We start from the raw sequence: 18041 nt of genomic DNA on the forward strand, positions 1-18041 counted from the left end.
GCCTCTCCTAGCGTTCCACCAGCGCCACGCGGGCGTTGAACCAGTTCATGAACATCGATACCAGCAGGCTGATGGTGAGGTAGACCGCCATGGTCATGGCGATGACCTCGATCGCCTGCCCCGTCTGGTTGAGCGTGGTGCCGGCGAACACCGAGACCAGGTCCGGATAGCCGATGGCCGTGGCCAGCGAGGAGTTCTTGATCAGGTTGAGGTACTGGCTGGTCAGCGGCGGGATGATCACGCGCAGGGCCTGGGGCACCACCACCAGGCGCAGCACCAGGTTGCGCGGCAGGCTCAGCGCCTGGGCTGCCTCGGTCTGGCCGTGGGGAATCGCCTGGATGCCAGAGCGCACGATCTCGGCGATGAACGAGGCCGTATAGATGGAAAGCGCCAGCCATAGGGCCAGGAACTCGGGGATGACGGTAATCCCCCCGCGGAAGTTGAAGCCGCGCAGCTCCGGCACGTCCCAGGTCACCGGCACGCCAGTGGCGACCAGCACCAGCAGCGGCAGGCCAATGATCAGGCCCAGCGAAATCCAGCCCGCCGGCAGCCGCTTGCCGGTGGCTTCCTGGCGTCGCTTGTTCCAGATCATCAGCCCGACACTGGCCACGACAGCCACGCCGAAGGCCAGCGGAATCAGGCCGAAGCCCGACTCGAATAGGGGTTGGGGCAGAGACAGGCCGCGCACGTTGAGAAACACGGCCTCCCCGAGCGACAGGCTGTCACGCGGGCTGGGCATGGCGCGCAGTACGGCAAAGTACCAGAAGAAGATCTGTAGCAGCAGCGGGATGTTACGGAATATCTCGATATAGCCGCTGGCCAGCCGGGCGATCAGCCAGTTGGGCGACAGCCGGGCGATGCCGACGACGAAGCCGATCAGGGTAGCCGCCAGGATCCCCAGCGCCGATACCACTAGGGTATTGAGCAGCCCCACCACAAAAGTACGGCCGTAGGTACTCTGCGAGGAGTATTCGATCAGGCTCTGGACGATGCCGAAACCGGCGGTATTGGTCAGGAAGCCGAAGCCGGTGGTGATGCCGCGGGCGGCCAGGTTGGCCTGGGTATTGCCGACGATATACAGCAGGAAAGCCGCCACTGCGGCGATCAGCAGGGCTTGGAAGAGCAACGCACGCTTGGCGCGATCACGCCAGAAAGGCGGTTTTGGGCCCACGGACTGGGCCTTGGGTCGAACGGACATGAAGGGACTCTCCGCCTGGATCCGTCAAGCAGGTATCAAGCCCCGGCCTGGGATGGCCGGGCCGGGGCTAAGTTGGATCGAGGCACCTCAGGTGACTCGGACGGTTCGATCAGCGGATCGGCGGAGCGTACTGGAAGCCGCCATCGTTCCACAGCGCGTTCACCCCGCGCTCGATACCCAGCGGCGAATTCGGGCCCACGTTGCGATCGAAGCTTTCGGCGTAGTTGCCGACCTGGCTGATGATGTTGTAGGCCCAGTTGGCGTCGAGCCCCATGCCCTCGCCGTAGTTGCCGTCCTGCCCCAGCAGACGGGCGATGTTGGGGTTGTCGGAGTCACGCATTTCGTCGACGTTCTCGCTGTTCACACCGAGCTCTTCGGCGTTGAGCATGGCGAACAGCGACCACTTGACGATGTTGAACCACTGGTCGTCGCCCTGACGCACTACCGGCCCCAGCGGCTCCTTGGAGATCACCTCGGGCAGGATCATGGCACTGTCGGGTTCGGAAAGCTGAATGCGCAGTGCGGCGAGCTGGGAAGTGTCGGAGGTCAGCACGTCGCAGCGGCCAGCCTCGAAACCGCCCACGGTCTGCTCGGAGGTATCGAAGACGATGGGATCGAACTGCATTTCGTTGGCACGGAAGTAGTCGGCCAGGTTCAACTCCGTGGTGGTACCGGACTGGATACAGATGGCGGCACCATCGAGCTCTTTGGCGCTGGAGATACCCAGATCCTTGGACACCAGGAAGCCCTGGCCATCGTAGAAGTTCACGCCGGCGAAGTTCAGGCCCAGGGTGGTGTCGCGGGTAGCGGTCCAGGTGGTGTTGCGTGAGAGGACGTCGACCTCGCCGGACTGCAGCGCGGTGAAGCGCTCGACGGCGTTCAGCGAGATGTAGCGCACGGCATCGGCATCGCCGAACACCGCGGCGGCCACGGCACGGCAGACATCGACATCAAGACCCTGCCACTCACCCTGGTCGTTCGGCGCGGAGAAGCCCGGCAGGCCGTCACTGACGCCGCACTGAACGACGCCTCGCTCGCGCGTATTCTCGAGTGTCTCGGCGGAAGCCACGGAGACGGCACCCAGAGTCAGTGCGGCTGCGGAAGTGAGCAGCACCCACTTGTTCTTGTTGTCGCGCATGGAAAGATCCCTCGTAGGTCTATTGTCTTTTGGACGATGCATGCCGAAGCATGTGCCTGCACCTTAGCAAGGTTTGTTCCAAGGCAGGGATAGCGCAGGCAAAACACTTATTCAACGGTCGTGAAGAAGAATATCCGGCCGCATCCGTTGCCCCACGATGGTGCAACGAGGCGAGATCGCGCACCAGCGATGCGGTGCGCTTGCCTTCAACGAAAGAGGCTCATCCGGAAACACGACGCCCCCGCAGGCAGAGCCTACGGGGGCGCTTCACGAGGTTCGCCGCGGCGGGCGAACCTCGAACGCTACGGGGCGGCGTCAGTGCCGAATGAGATAGTCGAAGGCCCCCAGTGCGGCCTTGGAACCCTCGCCCATGGCGATCACGATCTGCTTGTAAGGCACGGTGGTGACATCGCCGGCAGCGAAGATGCCGGGCACCGAGGTCATGCCGCGCTCGTCGATGACGATCTCGCCGCGGGGTGACAGTTCGATCGATGAATCGGTCAGCCACTCGGTGTTGGGTACCAGACCGATCTGCACGAAGATGCCTTCCAGGTCGAGTCGCTTGATCTCGCCGCTGGCGCGCTCCTCGAAAGTCAGGCCGTTGACCCGGGTTCCGTCGCCGTTCACCTCGGTGGTACGCGCGCCAAGGATGATCTCGACGTTGGGCAGGCTGCGCAGCTTCTTCTGCAGCACCGCGTCGGCGCGCATCTCGTCCATGTACTCGATCAGCGTTACGTGGCCGACGATGCCGGCCAGGTCGATGGCCGCCTCGACGCCGGAGTTGCCGCCGCCGATCACCGCCACGCGCTTGCCCTTGAACAGCGGGCCGTCGCAGTGGGGGCAGTATGCCACCCCCTTGTTGCGATACTCGGCCTCGCCGGGTACGTTCATCTCGCGCCAGCGGGCACCGGTAGAGAGGATCAGCGTCTTGCTCTTGAGGCGCGCGCCGGACTCGAACTCCACCTCGTGATCGCCGCCCTGGTCGGCCGCCGGAATCAGCTTCACCGCACGCTGCAGGTTCATGATGTCGGCTTCATACTCCTTGACGTGTTCCTCCAGCGCCGCGGCCAGCTTGGGGCCTTCGGTGTAGGGTACGGAGATGAAGTTCTCGATCGCCATGGTGTCGAGCACCTGGCCACCGAAGCGCTCGGCCGCCACGCCGGTGCGGATGCCCTTGCGCGCGGCATAGATGGCCGCCGCGGCACCGGCCGGGCCGCCGCCCACCACCAGCACGTCGAACGGGTCCTTTTCGTTGAGCTTGGCCGCCTCTCGCTTGGCCGCGCCGGTGTCGACCTTGGCCAGGATCTGCTCCAGGCTCATGCGGCCCTGATCGAAGGGCTCGCCGTTGAGGAAGATGCTCGGCACCGACATCACCTGGCGTGCTTCCACCTCGTCCTGGAACAACGCGCCATCGATGGCCACGTGGCGCACGTTCGGGTTGAGGATCGCCATCAGGTTGAGGGCCTGCACCACGTCGGGACAGTTCTGACATGACAGCGAATAGTAGGTCTCGAACTCCAGCTCACCCTCGAGCTGCTTGATCTGTTCGATGACGTCGTCGCTGACCTTGGGCGGGTGACCGCCGACCTGCAGCAAGGCCAATACCAGCGAAGTGAACTCGTGGCCCATGGGGATGCCGGCGAACACCAGGCCGGTCTCCTCGCCGGGACGGTTCAGGGCGAAGGAGGGCTTGCGGGCATCCTCGCCGTCGAGGCGCAGGCTGATCTTGTCGCAGAGGCTCTCGATGTCCTTGAGCAGTCCGTGAAGCTCCTTGGACTTGGCGCCGTCATCGAGGGACGCGACGATCTCGAACGGCTGCGTGACCTTTTGCAGGTAGGCTTTTAGCTGACTTTTCAGATTGTCGTCCAACATGACAGCGGTTTCCTTCATGTCTGGCTCATGATTGACGGCAAGACGCCGCCCTGACGCGGACCCAAAGTCAGCGCGGGCAAGTGCTTGCACATCTGGGAAAGAGCGCCCGGGCGGTGCCGCCCGGGCGGGGAACACACGAGGTCAGGGGATTGCCTCGCGGACCGGAAGATCCGTCTTAGATCTTGCCGACCAGATCCAGAGACGGCGCGAGGGTCTCTTCGCCTTCCTTCCACTTGGCGGGGCAGACTTCGTTCGGGTTGTTGCGCACGTACTGAGCGGCCTTGACCTTGCGCAGCAGCTCCTCGGCGTTGCGGCCGATGTTGCCGGCATTGATCTCGACGATCTGGATCTTGCCGTCGGGATCGACGACGAAGGTACCGCGCTCGGCCAGACCGGCGTCTTCGATCAGCACTTCGAAATTGCGCGAGATCTGCAGGGTCGGGTCGGCCAGCATCGGGTATTGCAGCTTGCCGATGGTCTCGGAGCTGTCGTGCCACGCCTTGTGGGTGAAGTGGGTGTCGGTGGAGACGCTGTAGATCTCGACGCCCAGCTTCTTGAATTCCTCGTAGTTGTCCGCCAGGTCACCCAGCTCGGTGGGGCAGACGAAGGTGAAGTCGGCCGGATAGAAGAAGAAAACGCTCCACTGGCCCTTCAGGTCGGCGTCGGTGACGTCGATGAACTCGCCGTTGTGATAGGCAGTGGCTTTGAACGGCTTGACTTCGGTGTTGATCAGGGACATTCAGCAATGCTCCATGTCATGGGGTGGATGTTCCGAATACGGGGCACATCATATCCATCGCAACCGATAGGCGAAAATTGATTGCCGCCATGGTTCCGATAAGGCTTGTCTATGGTGGCACCGTGGCTTCATTGCAAGGCCACCGCCTCCCCCTGTCGATCCAGCGCCAGGAAGCGCTGGGTATTGCCCATCTGCAGCGACTCGACCATGCGCTGTAGATGACTCTCGGCTTCGTCGCCGGTGGGTGCCTGCCGCCCCCGACCCGACAGTGCGCCGACGAAGACGATGTCCCACTCGACCCCGGTACGCTGCGACTCCGCAACCAGCGAAGCCATGTCGCTGAGCTCCTCAGGCGTCATGTCGACGCACAGCACCGGCGTCAGCACGCCGCCCTCGCCCTGCTCGAAGCGCTGGCGCTGCTCCTCGCTGGGGTCGTCGGGCAGCTCGGCTCGGGTAAACACGAACAGCAGCCGCTGCGGCTCGGGCTGACTCCGTGCTTCCTCCAGCAGGTCGGCAAAACGGGAAATGGCCAAGGCGCTCCTCCAGACGTTGCGGCCCCCGGGCATGGGGCGAAGTGGTCGTGCGCCGAACGGGCGGCGCACGGGATACGATAGCGCATTCGCCCCTCCCGCGCCTGACCTGGGTCAGTGCCCCGTCACCTCGTGGGGCGGGAAGCGCGCCAGCACTTCCTGCTCCTCGCCGCGGCGGCGAATTACCAGCGGCAGCAGGGTGCCGGGCGGCTGGCGACGCACCTGTCCGATCAGGTCGGCAGGCTGGGTAACGGTCTCACCGGCCGCCCGCAGGATGACGTCGCCCGCCTCGATCCCGGCCGCCTCGGCGACCGAACCCTCGCTCACTTCCTCCACCGCCACCCCCTCCCCGTCGGATGCCAGCAAAATGCCGAGTTGCGGCGGGGAGACCACCGGTTCATCGTGTTCGACGATGCCGAACAGCGCCTGCGCCACATCTGCCGGGGGCGGCTCGCAAGTCGCGCCGGCCGCCGGCCAGGGCAGCAGCGTGGCGAAGTCGTCGATTCCCAGGTCGACGAGCTGATGCGGCACGCCGTGACCGTATTGCAAGTGGCCCTGACCGATCAGACCAACCACCAGCGCGGTCTCGCCGCTGGCCTGCTTCAGGCCGGCGGCCATGGCCCGGTCCCACACCAGCTGCGCCGCGATGAAGCGCTCGAGGCCTTCCCCGTCGTCGTCGCCGTTCATGTGCTGGGCGTGTATCTCGGCCAGGCGCTGGCGATAGCCGGGCGAGGCCTCGACCGGTGCGGTAATGCCGAAGCGCTCCGCTTCCGGCACCGCCGCCCAGCCCGCCTCTGCCAACCGCCCACGTAGTTTGCGGGAGACGTTGATCGCCCTGAGCGGTACCCGATTCAAACGGGCGAAGTGCAGGATCGGCAGGTAGAGTTCGGCATCGAAGCCCCAGGCGGCATACCAGTCGCTTGCTTCGAGGAAGGCCACCTCGTCGAGCTCCCCCGCCACCCAGGCGTCGAGAGCCGGCTGCGCCTCGCGCGGCAGCATCTCGAGGGCGATGGCCATGTCCGGCTCAAGGGCATGCAGACCGGCCACGACATGCAGCTGCCAGCGATGGTGGTCCATGCGATCGTGCTGCTCGCCGAGCAGCACCACCTCGCGCCCGGCCAACTCACGCATCAGCATTACGCTGTCGAGCTCTTCACCGGCGGGACGAAGCCACTGCCCAGGGGCGGGACAGGAATCGGCCCGCGTGCCAAGGGCCATGGCGCTCAAGGCCAGGCAGGCCAGCACAGGCAGGACACGGGGCAAGGCGAACGAACGGCGCATCGGAACCTCCCTATCGAATCGCCCCATGATGGCGCATTGCGCGCCGCTCGGCAGCATCAGACAGCCTGCCGATGCGCCTCGTCGTCCTTGCTCTCTTCGAAATGGAACTCCAGTTGGTCCGGCTCCAGACGCGGATCGAGCTCGGTGAAGTGTGGCGTCTCCAGCGTCGGTACCGCCACGAAGGGCTCCTGCTCGACCTCCTCGACGGGTACGCCGGGACGCCGGCGCAGGCGCCAGGCCACGAACGCTGCCAGCGCCAGCGAGGCGCCACCGAGAAACACCCACAGGCCATCGGGACCAACCAGGCGCATCACCAGCGAAGCGGCGAAAGGGCCGATGATCGAGCCGATGCCGTACCAGATCATCAGCTTGGCGTTGGCCGCCACGACCTCGCCGGGTTCGAGCCAGTCGTTGGTGTGGGCCAGGCTGAGGGCATAGAGCGTATGCAGCATGGCGGTATGGAAGCAGGCGGCCAGTACCAGCATCCAGAAGTCGATGCGCACCAGCATCGACACGAAGGCACCCGAGACCGTCATCACCACCGCCATGCCGAGGATCACCTTGCGCCGGTCGATGCGATCGGAGAGCCGCCCCAGCCCCCACTGGGCGAACAGCGCCACCATGGTGGTAATGGCCATGAAGCGGGCCGTCTCGCCGGTGCTCAGGCCGACCTCCTGGCCGTAGAAGGGCGTCATGGCAAAGAACGCCTGGACCATCATGCCGGCGGTGAAGGCGCCGACCAGCCCCACCGGGGCACGCTGGTACAGCGCCTTGAGGCGGATCTTCTGGGGCTGGAAGTCGTGGGCCTGGCGCGGGCCGTGGATACGCACGATCGACAGCGGTACCAGCGCCAGGGCGAACAGCATGCCGACCAGCGAGAACAGTGCGGGCCCCGACGGATCGCCGACATTGAGCATCCACTGCCCGCCGGCCAGCGACAGGGTCGAGATGATCATGTAGAGCGCCAGCACCCGTCCACGGTTCTCGTTGGTCGACTCCCCCGAGACCCAGGACTCCATCACCATCAGCATGCCGGCGGTGGCGACACCACCGATCAGGCGCCAGGCCAGCCAGGCCCAGGGGTTGACCCACAGCCCGTGCAGCATCGCGGTGACCGCCAGCAGGCCGGCGCAGGCGGCGAACACGCGGATGTGGCCGACGCTGCGGATGCGCTTCTCCAGCGCATAGCTGCCCAGCACGAAGCCAAGCGAGAAGCTCGACATCAGCAGACCCGCCATCTGCGAGGGGAAGCCCTCGATGGACATGCGCACCCCGAGCAGGGTCATGATCAGGCCGTGGCCGAGCAGGAAGCTGATTTCGCAGACGAACAGGATCGGAAGGGTTGCCGGTAGACTGCGCAAGATGTCACTCCGTTGACGTAGCTGCACACGCTCCGGGCCAGCGGCGGCCCGGGCTCGAACGAGTTTACTGTGGCCTGAGTGTAGAAAGCCCCCCTCCCTGCGTGCCAGTCCGAAGGCGCTGTCATCCCCGTCGCGATGGGTCTACGCTGGGGATGACCAGACTCGCGTTCGTGGAGATGGATCATGGCAAGGATGCGCAAGCGGGTACTCCGCTGTCTGCATTGGGGAGGCGCGCTGCTGGGCGCGGCTTGGCTGACCGGCGTCAGCGCGCAGGAGACCGAGCCGGACTCCGCCAGTCCCGCCGTCCCGGGCCGCGGTGCGGCGACACCGGACCCCGCCGAGACCACGCCTCCTCCCGATGTCACTACCGGCCAGTACGGCACCAGCAGCGGCATCACCAACTCGGACATGCTGATCCGCGAGGAGGACAGCGGCAGCGGCCAGGCCCAGGGAGACAACCTGTTCCAGACCCCGGCCGCGGGCTCCGAGGCCGGCCCCGACCATGATGTGCAGACGCCCGAGACAGACACCGATGCTGACCAGCGCGCCGGCGCCGAGCAGCCCCGAACGTCGCAGGCGAACGACAATTCCGCAAACGGCCAGCCCCAGAGCAGCAACGCTGACCAGGGGCGCGACAACGGTAGCAGTGACCAGAACCGATGACCGAACCAAGCACGAGCGGGGCGTCGTCCCGAACGTCCGCCGCAGCAAGACCGACAGCCATAAGAGGTAGAAGAACCAGGCAGGAGGCCTCATGACCCTACAGGTGACACGTCGACAATTCTTCAAGCTCGGTGCGACCGGGCTGGCCACGTCCAGCATGGCCATGATGGGCTTCGCTCCGGAGCCTGCCGTCGCCTCGGTCCGCCACTTCAAGCTGACCGGCGCCAAGATCACGCGCAGCAACTGCACCTACTGTTCGGTGGGGTGCGGCGTGCTGCTCTACAGCCGGGGCGACGCGGCGATCAACGTCGTCGATGACATCTACCACGTGGAGGGCGATCCCGATCACCCGGTGAGCCGCGGCTCGCTGTGCCCCAAGGGGGCGGGACTGCTCGACTACGTCAAGAGCGACTCGCGGTTGCGCTACCCCCAGGTGCGTGAGGCCGGCAGCAACGAGTGGAAGCGTATCGGCTGGGACGAGGCGCTCGACCGCATCGCGCGCCACATGAAGGACGACCGCGATGCCAATTTCGAGGCCGATGACGATGACGGCAACATCGTCAATCGCTGGACCACGACCGGCATGCTGGCGGCCTCGGCCTCGACCAACGAGACCGCCTACCTGACCCAGAAGGTGGTACGCAGCCTCGGCATGGTGGCCTTCGACAACCAGGCGCGCGTCTGACACGGACCGACGGTGGCAGGTCTTGCCCCAACATTCGGTCGTGGTGCCATGACCAATCACTGGGTCGATATCCGCAATGCCGACCTGATCGTCACCATGGGCGGCAACCCCGCCGAAGCGCACCCCGTGGGCTTCCGCTGGGTGATGGAGGCGCGTCAGTACAACGATGCGCGGCTGGTGGTGGTCGATCCGCGCTTCAATCGCACGGCGGCGGTAGCCGACTACTACGCCGAGATCCGCACCGGGAGCGACATCGCCTTCCTCGGCGGGTTCATCAACTACCTGATCGAGAACCAGCGCTTCCATCGCGAGTACGTGCTCGCCTACACCGACGCCAGCCTGATCGTCAGCCCCGAGTTCGGCTTTGAGGATGGCCTGTTCAGCGGCTACGACCCCGACAGGGGCGAGTACGACAAGGCGAGCTGGCGCTACCAGCACAACGCCGACGACTACGCCCGGCGCGACGAGACCCTCGAGCACCCGCGCTGCGTGTTCCAGCTGATGCGCCGGCACTACAGCCGCTATACCCTCGATGTGGTGTCATCGGTCTGCGGAACGCCGCGCGACAAGATCCAGCGCGTGTGGGACATGATGGCTGAGACGGCTGCGCCCGACAGGACCATGACCTTCCTCTACGCGCTGGGCTGGACGCAGCATTCGATCGGCTCGCAGATCATCCGCACCGCGGCCATCATCCAGCTGCTGCTGGGCAACATGGGCATGCGTGGCGGTGGGGTCAACGCCCTGCGCGGCCACTCCAATATTCAGGGCCTGACCGACCTGGGCCTGCTCTCCAACCTGCTACCGGGCTACCTCAAGCTCGCGCAGTCTGACGAACAGAGCTATGCCAGCTACATCGACGATCGCGCCCGCCCGCCGCTGGTGGAGGACGAGGTCTCATACTGGCGCCACTACGAGCGCTTCCACGTCAGCCTGATGAAAGCGTGGTTCGGCGACGCCGCCAGCGCCGACAACGACTGGTGCTACGCCTGGCTGCCCAAGCTCGGCCAGCCTCTCTACGACGTGCTGCACACCTTCGAGCGCATGCACCGGGGCGAGGTGAACGGCTACATCTGCCAGGGTTTCAATCCGCTGGCGGCCTTCCCGCACAAGGCCAAGAACACCGAGGCTCTGTCGCGCCTGAAATACCTCGTGGTGATCGACCCGCTGCGCACCGAGACGGCGGAATTCTGGAAGAATCACGGCGAGTTCCACGACGTCGATCCCGCACGGATCGACACCGAGGTGTTCCGCCTGCCGACCAGTTGCTTCGCCGAAGAGGACGGCACCATCGTCAACAGCTCACGCTGGCTGCAGTGGTTCTGGTCGGCGGCCAAGCCTCCCGGGGAGGCGCGCGCCGACACGGCGATCATGGCCGGCATTTTCCTGCGACTCAAACGCCTCTACCAGCAGGAAGGCGGGGCTTTCCCCGAGCCGATCCTCAACCTGCAGTGGCCCTACCGCTACCCGGAGGAGCCGAGCCCCGACGAGCTGGCACGGGAGTACAACGGCTGGGCGCTCGAGGATGTCTACGACGAGGCGCGCAACCTGGTGGTGCGCGCCGGCGAACAACTCCCCGACTTCGGCACGCTGCGCGCCGACGGTTCCACCGCCTGCGGCTGCTGGCTGTTTGCCGGCTGCTGGCCGCGCGAAGGCAACCTGATGGCCCGGCGCGACAACTCCGACCCCTATGGCACCGGCCAGACCCTGGGCTGGGCCTGGGCCTGGCCGGCCAACCGTCGCATCCTCTACAACCGCGCCAGCGCCCGCCCCGACGGCACCCCCTGGTCGCTGCGCAAGGCGGTGGTGTGGTGGAACGGCCAGCGCTGGGTCGGCAACGATGTGCCCGACTTCCCGGTGGGCTCGGCGCCGGAAGAGGGCCAGGGCCCCTTCATCATGAACCAGACCGGGCGCGGCCAGATCTTCGCTCGTGATCGCATGAACGAGGGTCCGCTCCCCGAGCACTACGAGCCCTTCGAGACCCCCATCGCCAGCAACCCCCTGCATCCCGACAACCCGCGGGCCAAGCACAACCCCGCGGCACGGGTATTCGAGCAGGATCGCGAGAACTTCGGCACCCTCGAGGAGTTCCCGCATGCCGCCACCAGCTACCGCCTGACCGAACATTTCCACTACTGGACGATGCACAACCGGCTCAACGCCATCGCCCAGCCGGAGAAGTTCGTCGAGATCGGCGAACGCCTGGCCGAGGAGCTGGGCATCGCCAAGGGCGACCGCGTGCGGGTCAGCTCCAAGCGCGGCCACATCGAGGCCGTGGCGGTGGTGACCAAGCGCATCCGCCCGCTGCAGGTGGCGGGCCGCACCGTGCATCAGGTGGGGATCCCGCTGCACTGGGGCTTCCTCGGCGAGACGAAGAAGTCCTATCTGACCAATACCCTGACGCCCTTCGTCGGCGACGCCAATACTCAGACGCCGGAATTCAAGTCGTTCCTGGTGCGGGTCGACAAGCTGTAGGAGGAGGCCAAGGATGAGAGGCGACCAGATCAATCTGCAGAACGTCATCGCCCGCTCGGCGACCCAGGTGGAATCCCCCCGGCAGCGCGACGGCGGGGTGGAGAAGGTGACCAAGCTGATCGACGTGTCGCGCTGCATCGGCTGCAAGGCGTGCCAGGTGGCCTGTGCCGAGTGGAACGACCTGCGCGACGAGGTCGGCGAGTGTGTCGGCGAGTACGACAACCCCCTCGATCTCACTCCCGATACCTGGCAGGTGATGCGCTTCAACGAGTACGAGGACGAGCAGGGCAACCTGGAGTGGCTGATCCGCAAGGACAACTGCATGCACTGCGCCGAGCCGGGTTGCCTCGAGGCCTGCCCCGCGCCCGGTGCCATCGTGCAGTACGCCAACGGCATCGTCGACTTCAATTCGGAGCACTGCATCGGCTGCGGCTACTGCGTGTCGGGCTGTCCCTTCGACGTGCCGCGCATCTCGAAGCAGGACCACAAGGCCTACAAGTGCACGCTGTGCTCCGACCGCGTCTATCACGGTCTGGAGCCGGCCTGCGTCAAGTCGTGCCCCACCGGCTCGATCATGTTCGGCACCCGCGAGGAGATGCTGCACCTGGCCGAGGAGCGCAGCGACTTCCTCCACCGGCGCGGATTCGAGAATGCCGGCGTCTACAACCCCGAGGGGGTCGACGGCACCCACGTGATCTACGTGCTGCAGCACGCCGACAAGCCCGAGATCTACAGTGGCCTGCCCGCGGATCCACGTATCAGTCCCCTGGTCGACGCCTGGAAGGGCGTGACCAAGCCGCTGGCCTCGGTGGCCATCGGGCTTGCCGCCCTGACCGGCTTCTTCCACTACGTCACCGCCGGCCCCAAGGAGCACGGCGAGGAGGACGAAGCTGCCGTGCGCGAGGACGACGCCCGCGAACGTGAACGGGAGGAGCGCCCATGAGCCTGGCCAAGTCGGATCCCGCCCTCCAGCGCTACAGCGTCTGGAACCGCCTCAACCACTGGCTCGTCGCGATCAGTTTCGTGCTGCTGGTGCTCAGCGGGCTGCCATTCTTCCACCCCTTCTTCTGGTCACTGACGGCACTGTTCGGTGGGCCGACCATGACCCGCATTCTGCACCCCTGGATCGGCCTGTTCATGACGCTGATGTTCCTGTTCATGGCGATCGCCTTCTTCAGGGAGAGCCTGATCAGGCGGCGCGACATCCAGTGGCTCAGGCAGATCCGCGACGTGCTGGCCAATCGCGACGATAAGCTGCCACCCGTCAGCAAGAACAACGCCGGCCAGAAGCTGGTGTACTGGATCATGCTCGGCTGCATCGCCCTGCTGCTGATCAGCGGCCTGCTGATCTGGCAGCCCTACTTCGCCGGGGCCGTGCCCATCACGCTACGCCGGCTGGCGTCACTGGGGCACGCCGGCGTCGCCTTTCTCGCCATCCTCACCCTGATCATCCACGTCTACTCGGGTATCTGGGTCAAGGGCTCGTTCCAGGCCATGGTGCGCGGCCGGGTCAGCTGGGCCTGGGCCCGCCATCACCATGACCTGTGGTACGAAGAGGAGCGCGAGAAGGCGCGCAAGCAGCGCGCGATCAGCCGCCGCCACGACACGCCCACGAACCGACAGGAGTCGCCGTGACCCACGCCTTCGGCAACGCCCCGACGGGTGTCATGCAGCCGCCCGAGGTCCGTCTGCCCGACGCCGACCACTTCGCCCGCCGTGCCCGGCGCCTGCGCGAGCTCGCCGACCGCGTCGCGCCGCTGGGAGATTTCCTGCACTTCATGGCGCAGCTGGCACAGGCCCAGCAGGCGGCTTTCGAACATGCCACGCCGGCCTGGCAGCCGGAGCCTCGAGCCTTCGCGCTGGCACTGGAACATGGCATGCCACCGCTCAACGTGCAGGCGCTGCGCAGCAGCATCGATCTCGGGACCGAACTCGATGCCGTGCTGGACGCCCTCGAGCTGCATGTCGGCCAGGCCCAGCGCCCGCTCCTCGACGCCCTGCGTCGCCTATCGGCTGCCGAGATTGACCGGTTGGCGGATGAGGTACTCGCCGGCAACGCCGGCGAACCCACCCGGCGCGGATTGATGCCCCTGGTGGCCGCCGCACTGCAGGTGGCCTGGCTGCGACTGACGCGTGCGCTGCCCCAGGCGCCAGCACGCCCCGCCGGCGAGGTGCGTACCCTGTGCCCCTGCTGCGGCTCGCCACCGCTGGCCAGCGTGATCGAAGCCGAGCCGCGCTACCACGGCGTGCGCTATCTGCAGTGCGGCCTGTGCGCCACCCAGTGGTACCTGGAGCGCTCCCTTTGCAGCGTGTGCGAGCGCAGCGGCAAGCTCCATTACCTGAGCCTGTCGTCGGAGACGGACGAAACGGAGGACGGCAACGCTGTCGCCCAGGCCGAAGCCTGCGGCGACTGCGGCAGCTACCTCAAGATATTTCCGCGCGAGCTGGAGCCCGCTGCCGAACCGCTGGCGGACGACCTCGCGAGCCTCGCACTCGACCTGCTGCTCGGCGAGAAGGGGCGCTATCGACGCAGCAGCTTCAATCCGCTGTTGATCGTTGACGACTAGCAGACACAACATGGACGTCCCCCGCCCCGACATGCTATGCCATAGAAGTGCCTATTCCTCGAAACACGGAATATGACCCTCCCTTGCCGACAAGGGATGACCCACTTCGTTGAGACAGGGACCACGACCCCGGCATGGACATGACGACAACGGACGTTCGACGCCGCCTGCCCGCGGTGGATACGCTACTGGCCCACCCGCATGTGCTGGAGGCACGCAGGCAATACGGTCACCGCCTGATCCGGCGCGCCGTGCGCCAGACGCTGGAGGAGACTCGCCGGGAGTTGGCACAACCGTCCTCGACCGCCCCCGACGTGGATGAGCTGGCTCGGCGCGTGCTGAAGCAGCTGGACGAACTGGCCCGCCCGGCCAGCCAGCCGGTCTTCAACCTCACCGGCACGGTCATTCACACCAACCTGGGCCGTTCGCCGCTCGCCGAGGTGGCCGTCGCCGCCATGACCGAGGCGGCGCGCCACCCGATAGCATTGGAGTACGACCTCGACAGCGGCGCCCGAGGCGATCGCGACCGGCTGGTGGAGAGCCTGCTGTGCGAGCTGACCGGCGCCGAGGCGGCCACTGTGGTCAACAACAATGCCGGTGCCGTGCTGCTGGCCCTGGGTGCATTGGGTGCCGGCCGCGAGGCGCTGATCTCGCGTGGCGAGCTGATCGAGATCGGCGGCGCCTTTCGCATGCCCGACATCATGGCGGCGGCGGGGTGCCGCCTGCGTGAAGTCGGGGCGACCAACCGCACCCACGCGCGCGACTACGAAGACGCCATCGGCGAGCACACCGGGCTGATCGTCAAGGCCCACACTTCCAACTATGCCGTCACCGGTTTCACCTGCAGCGTGCCCGAGACCCGCCTGGCGGAGATCGCCCATGCCCACGATATTCCCTTCCTGATCGACATGGGTAGCGGTGCGCTGACCGATTTCGCCGCCCTCGACCTGCCTTACGAACCGCAGCCGGGCGACGCCATCGGCGCCGGGGCCGACGTGGTCACCTTCAGCGGCGACAAGCTGCTGGGCGGCCCCCAGGCCGGCCTCATCGTCGGTCGCCGCGAGGCCATCGAGAGGATCAAACGCCACCCGCTCAAGCGCGCCCTGCGTCTGGACAAGCTGACCCTGGCCGCGCTCGAAGCCACGCTGCGCCTCTACCGCGACAGCGACGCTCCCCAGCATGACGTTCCCACCCTGGCGCTGCTGACCCGCCCGGAGGCCGACATCGTCGCCACCGGCGAACGGCTGTTGCCCCGGATGGAAGGGCTGCTCGCCGACTTCGAGGTCACCCTGACGCCATGCGCCAGTCAGCTCGGCAGCGGCTCGCTACCGGTCGATCGTCTGCCCAGTCGAGCCTTGTCGTGGTGCTCCCGCGCCGACAGTCGGCGCCAGCGCGAGCGCCAGATCCGCCGCCTGGAGACCGCCCTGCGCCGCCTGCCGCGTCCGGTCATCGGACGCCGCCACGAAGGCGCCCTGCTTCTCGATTTGCGCTGCCTCGAAGGCGCTCAGGAGGAAGCCCTCTTCCTCGCGCAGCTAGAGCAATTGCCCTACCTCTACGACACGACCGCAACGCAGGGCAGCGAGGCGTCGCCGTGATCGTCGGTACCGCCGGTCATGTCGATCATGGCAAGACCGCGCTGATCCAGCGGCTCACCGGCATCGACACCGACCGCTTGAAGGAGGAGAAGGCGCGCGGGCTGACCATCGAGCCCGGCTTCGCCTACCCCGAGGTCGCCGACGACGTGGAGCTCGGCTTCATCGACGTGCCCGGCCACGTGCGCTTCCTGCATCACATGCTGGCGGGCAGCGCCGGTGTCGACACGGTGCTGCTGGTGGTGGCCGCCGACGACGGCGTGATGCCGCAGACCCGCGAGCACCTGCAGATCCTCACCCTGCTGGGCCTGGACCGCGGGCTGGTGGCCCTGACCAAGGTCGACCGGGTCGATACCGAACGCCGCTGCCAAGTACGCAAGGAGATTGCCACGCTGCTGGCCGATACACCGCTGGCCGGAGCACCGATCGTCGAGGTCTCCAGCCACAGCGGCGAGGGCGTGGAAGCGCTGCGCGACCGGCTGTGGACCGCAGCGGCGGCGCAGCACCAGGCAACGGCGCAGGGGCACTTCCGGCTCGCCGTCGATCGGGTCTTCACCAAGACCGGCGCCGGACTGGTGGTAACCGGCACGGCTTTCGCCGGTCAAGTGGCGCAGGGCGACGAGGTACGTCTGGTGCCGGCCGGCCTGAAGGCCCGGGTGCGCGGTCTGCGTCGCCAGCATCGCGACAGCCGGTGGGCGCAGCAGGGCGATCGCGTGGCGCTCAATCTCGCCGGCAATCATATCGACCGCGATTCGATCCAGCGCGGTGGCTGGATCGTGGCCGAAGCGCTGGAGACGCCGCCGCTGCGGCGGCTCGACGTCCAGCTCCGACTGCTCGACGGTGCACCGGAGCTCAAGCACTGGGCCGCAATACACGCGCACCTGGGCGTGACACGGCTCAGCGGCCGCATAGCGCTGCTCGAGGGCCAGCGCCTCGCCCCCGGCGAGCACATGCTGGGCCAGTTGGTGCTCGATGCCCCGGTGCACGCCTGTCTCGGCGACCGTTTCGTGATTCGCGACCCCGCCGGGCGCCTCACCCTGGGCGGTGGTACGGTGCTCGACGGCGCCCCGCCGCGCCGCGGCCAGCGCCGTCCCGAGCGGCTGGCCTGGCTCGCCGCGCTGGCCGAGTGCGCCACCATCGCCCCGCTCGACCTGACCCCGGCGCTGCGGGAGGGGCTGCACCGCCGCCCCGTCGGCATCGACCTGCACGCCCTGGCGCGCAATGCCAATGCCGAGGTGCAAGCGCTGGTCGAGACGGTCAAGTCGCTTGGCGGGGAGACCTTGACGACCGCACAAGCCGCCCGGAGCTTCTCTGCCGAGGCCATCTCGGCCCTGGAGACCCGGCTGCTCGACACCGTCGCCGCCAATCACCAACGCGAGCCCTCGATGCTCGGCACCGAGCGTGCCCGCCTGATCCGCCAGGCCATGCCCGCGCTACCCGAAGCGACGGGCCGGCAGTTGCTGGAGCGCCTGATTGAAGACGGCAAGCTGGAGGCCCACGGCCCCTTCGTCGCCCTGCCCGGCCACCAGGTAAGCCTCGGCGAAGAGGAGGAAGCGCTATGGGCGCGGCTCGAGCCGCGTATCGCCGCTACCCCCTTTCAGCCGCCGCGGGTGCGCGACCTGGCGACGAGCGAACACCTCGACGAGGATCGCATTCGCGAGGTCCTCGCCGCCTGTGCCCGTCTCGGCCGGCTCTACCAGGTGCGCCGGGACCACTTCTACCCGGCCGAAGCGGTGGCCGAGATGGCCGCCACCGTGCATCTTCTCGAGCGCGAGCACGGCAGCATTCGCGCGGCCGCCTTTCGCGACCGCATTGGCACCGGCCGCAAGCTCGCCATTCACATACTCGAATTCTTTGATAAGGTAGGCTTCACGCGCCGCGTCGGCGACGAGCGCGTGATACGCAACGCCGAGATTTGGCCGTAGGGCAACGGCCCTGTC

General features: G+C 66.7%; 15 protein-coding genes. 8 read left to right on the forward strand and 7 right to left on the reverse strand.

The features are described 5' to 3' along the window. Nucleotides 1-7: 7 nt before the first annotated feature. From HNO53_RS20475 to HNO53_RS20505, 7 genes are all read right to left on the reverse strand, one after another. Nucleotides 8-1198: an amino acid ABC transporter permease gene (locus tag HNO53_RS20475; protein ID WP_209474771.1), complete on the reverse strand. Its 1191-nt coding sequence runs from the start codon at nt 1196-1198 to the stop codon at nt 8-10. A gap of 109 nt (nt 1199-1307) precedes the next feature. Continuing rightward, nucleotides 1308-2336 (reverse strand): amino acid ABC transporter substrate-binding protein, encoded by a 1029-nt coding sequence (locus tag HNO53_RS20480; protein WP_209474773.1) that lies wholly within the window; start codon nt 2334-2336, stop codon nt 1308-1310. A gap of 315 nt (nt 2337-2651) precedes the next feature. After that, nucleotides 2652-4208, reverse strand: a complete 1557-nt coding sequence (gene ahpF / locus HNO53_RS20485; RefSeq protein ID WP_209474775.1) for an alkyl hydroperoxide reductase subunit F — start codon at nt 4206-4208, stop codon at nt 2652-2654. 175 nt (nt 4209-4383) lie between these two features. Next, nucleotides 4384-4947 (reverse strand): alkyl hydroperoxide reductase subunit C, encoded by a 564-nt coding sequence (gene ahpC / locus HNO53_RS20490; protein ID WP_209474777.1) that lies wholly within the window; start codon nt 4945-4947, stop codon nt 4384-4386. A gap of 128 nt (nt 4948-5075) precedes the next feature. After that, nucleotides 5076-5480, reverse strand: coding sequence for a ribonucleotide reductase subunit alpha (locus HNO53_RS20495; RefSeq protein WP_209474779.1), 405 nt, complete (start codon nt 5478-5480; stop codon nt 5076-5078). Between the two features lie 111 nt (nt 5481-5591). Beyond that, nucleotides 5592-6758, reverse strand: coding sequence for a ChaN family lipoprotein (locus HNO53_RS20500; protein ID WP_209474781.1), 1167 nt, complete (start codon nt 6756-6758; stop codon nt 5592-5594). A 56-nt stretch (nt 6759-6814) separates the two neighbouring features. Next, nucleotides 6815-8119, reverse strand: a complete 1305-nt coding sequence (locus HNO53_RS20505) for an MFS transporter (RefSeq protein ID WP_209474783.1) — start codon at nt 8117-8119, stop codon at nt 6815-6817. A 183-nt stretch (nt 8120-8302) separates the two neighbouring features. Between HNO53_RS20505 and HNO53_RS20510 the strand changes: the two genes are divergently transcribed. From HNO53_RS20510 to selB, 8 genes are all read left to right on the forward strand, one after another. Beyond that, complete coding sequence (locus HNO53_RS20510; RefSeq protein WP_209474784.1) at nt 8303-8782, forward strand: hypothetical protein; 480 nt, start codon at nt 8303-8305, stop codon at nt 8780-8782. A gap of 91 nt (nt 8783-8873) precedes the next feature. Further along, the gene (locus HNO53_RS21710) at nt 8874-9467 is read left to right on the forward strand and encodes a molybdopterin-dependent oxidoreductase (RefSeq protein WP_209474786.1); all 594 of its coding nucleotides are present in this window, start codon (nt 8874-8876) and stop codon (nt 9465-9467) included. 12 nt (nt 9468-9479) lie between these two features. Further along, nucleotides 9480-11942: a formate dehydrogenase-N subunit alpha gene (fdnG, locus tag HNO53_RS20520; RefSeq protein WP_209474787.1), complete on the forward strand. Its 2463-nt coding sequence runs from the start codon at nt 9480-9482 to the stop codon at nt 11940-11942. Between the two features lie 13 nt (nt 11943-11955). Next, nucleotides 11956-12885 (forward strand): formate dehydrogenase subunit beta, encoded by a 930-nt coding sequence (gene fdxH, locus HNO53_RS20525; protein WP_209474789.1) that lies wholly within the window; start codon nt 11956-11958, stop codon nt 12883-12885. Next, nucleotides 12882-13577: a formate dehydrogenase subunit gamma gene (locus tag HNO53_RS20530; protein ID WP_209474791.1), complete on the forward strand. Its 696-nt coding sequence runs from the start codon at nt 12882-12884 to the stop codon at nt 13575-13577. Before fdxH ends, HNO53_RS20530 begins: the two co-directional genes overlap by 4 nt. Next, complete coding sequence (fdhE, locus tag HNO53_RS20535) at nt 13574-14509, forward strand: formate dehydrogenase accessory protein FdhE (RefSeq protein WP_209474793.1); 936 nt, start codon at nt 13574-13576, stop codon at nt 14507-14509. Before HNO53_RS20530 ends, fdhE begins: the two co-directional genes overlap by 4 nt. Before the next feature lie 134 nt (nt 14510-14643). Next, a complete protein-coding gene (selA, locus tag HNO53_RS20540) occupies nt 14644-16104 on the forward strand; it encodes an L-seryl-tRNA(Sec) selenium transferase (protein ID WP_209474795.1) in 1461 nt (486 codons plus the stop codon). Next, nucleotides 16101-18026, forward strand: coding sequence for a selenocysteine-specific translation elongation factor (gene selB, locus HNO53_RS20545; RefSeq protein WP_209474797.1), 1926 nt, complete (start codon nt 16101-16103; stop codon nt 18024-18026). The genes selA and selB overlap by 4 nt, the downstream gene beginning before the upstream one ends. Nucleotides 18027-18041: the final 15 nt, after the last annotated feature.

Origin of the sequence: Billgrantia antri, assembly GCF_017868935.1 — a bacterium.
GTDB lineage: Bacteria > Pseudomonadota > Gammaproteobacteria > Pseudomonadales > Halomonadaceae > Halomonas > Halomonas antri.

What these genes read in the sequence shown, in the direction of transcription:
- HNO53_RS20475 (WP_209474771.1), bottom strand. Translation starts at nt 1,198, where the DNA reads ATGTCCGTTCGACCCAAGGCCCAGTCCGTGGGCCCAAAACCGCCTTTC.
- HNO53_RS20480 (WP_209474773.1), bottom strand. Translation starts at nt 2,336, where the DNA reads ATGCGCGACAACAAGAACAAGTGGGTGCTGCTCACTTCCGCAGCCGCA.
- ahpF (WP_209474775.1), bottom strand. Translation starts at nt 4,208, where the DNA reads ATGTTGGACGACAATCTGAAAAGTCAGCTAAAAGCCTACCTGCAAAAG.
- ahpC (WP_209474777.1), bottom strand. Translation starts at nt 4,947, where the DNA reads ATGTCCCTGATCAACACCGAAGTCAAGCCGTTCAAAGCCACTGCCTAT.
- HNO53_RS20500 (WP_209474781.1), bottom strand. Translation starts at nt 6,758, where the DNA reads ATGCGCCGTTCGTTCGCCTTGCCCCGTGTCCTGCCTGTGCTGGCCTGC.
- HNO53_RS20510 (WP_209474784.1), top strand. Translation starts at nt 8,303, where the DNA reads ATGGCAAGGATGCGCAAGCGGGTACTCCGCTGTCTGCATTGGGGAGGC.
- HNO53_RS21710 (WP_209474786.1), top strand. Translation starts at nt 8,874, where the DNA reads ATGACCCTACAGGTGACACGTCGACAATTCTTCAAGCTCGGTGCGACC.
- fdxH (WP_209474789.1), top strand. Translation starts at nt 11,956, where the DNA reads ATGAGAGGCGACCAGATCAATCTGCAGAACGTCATCGCCCGCTCGGCG.
- HNO53_RS20530 (WP_209474791.1), top strand. Translation starts at nt 12,882, where the DNA reads ATGAGCCTGGCCAAGTCGGATCCCGCCCTCCAGCGCTACAGCGTCTGG.
- selA (WP_209474795.1), top strand. Translation starts at nt 14,644, where the DNA reads ATGGACATGACGACAACGGACGTTCGACGCCGCCTGCCCGCGGTGGAT.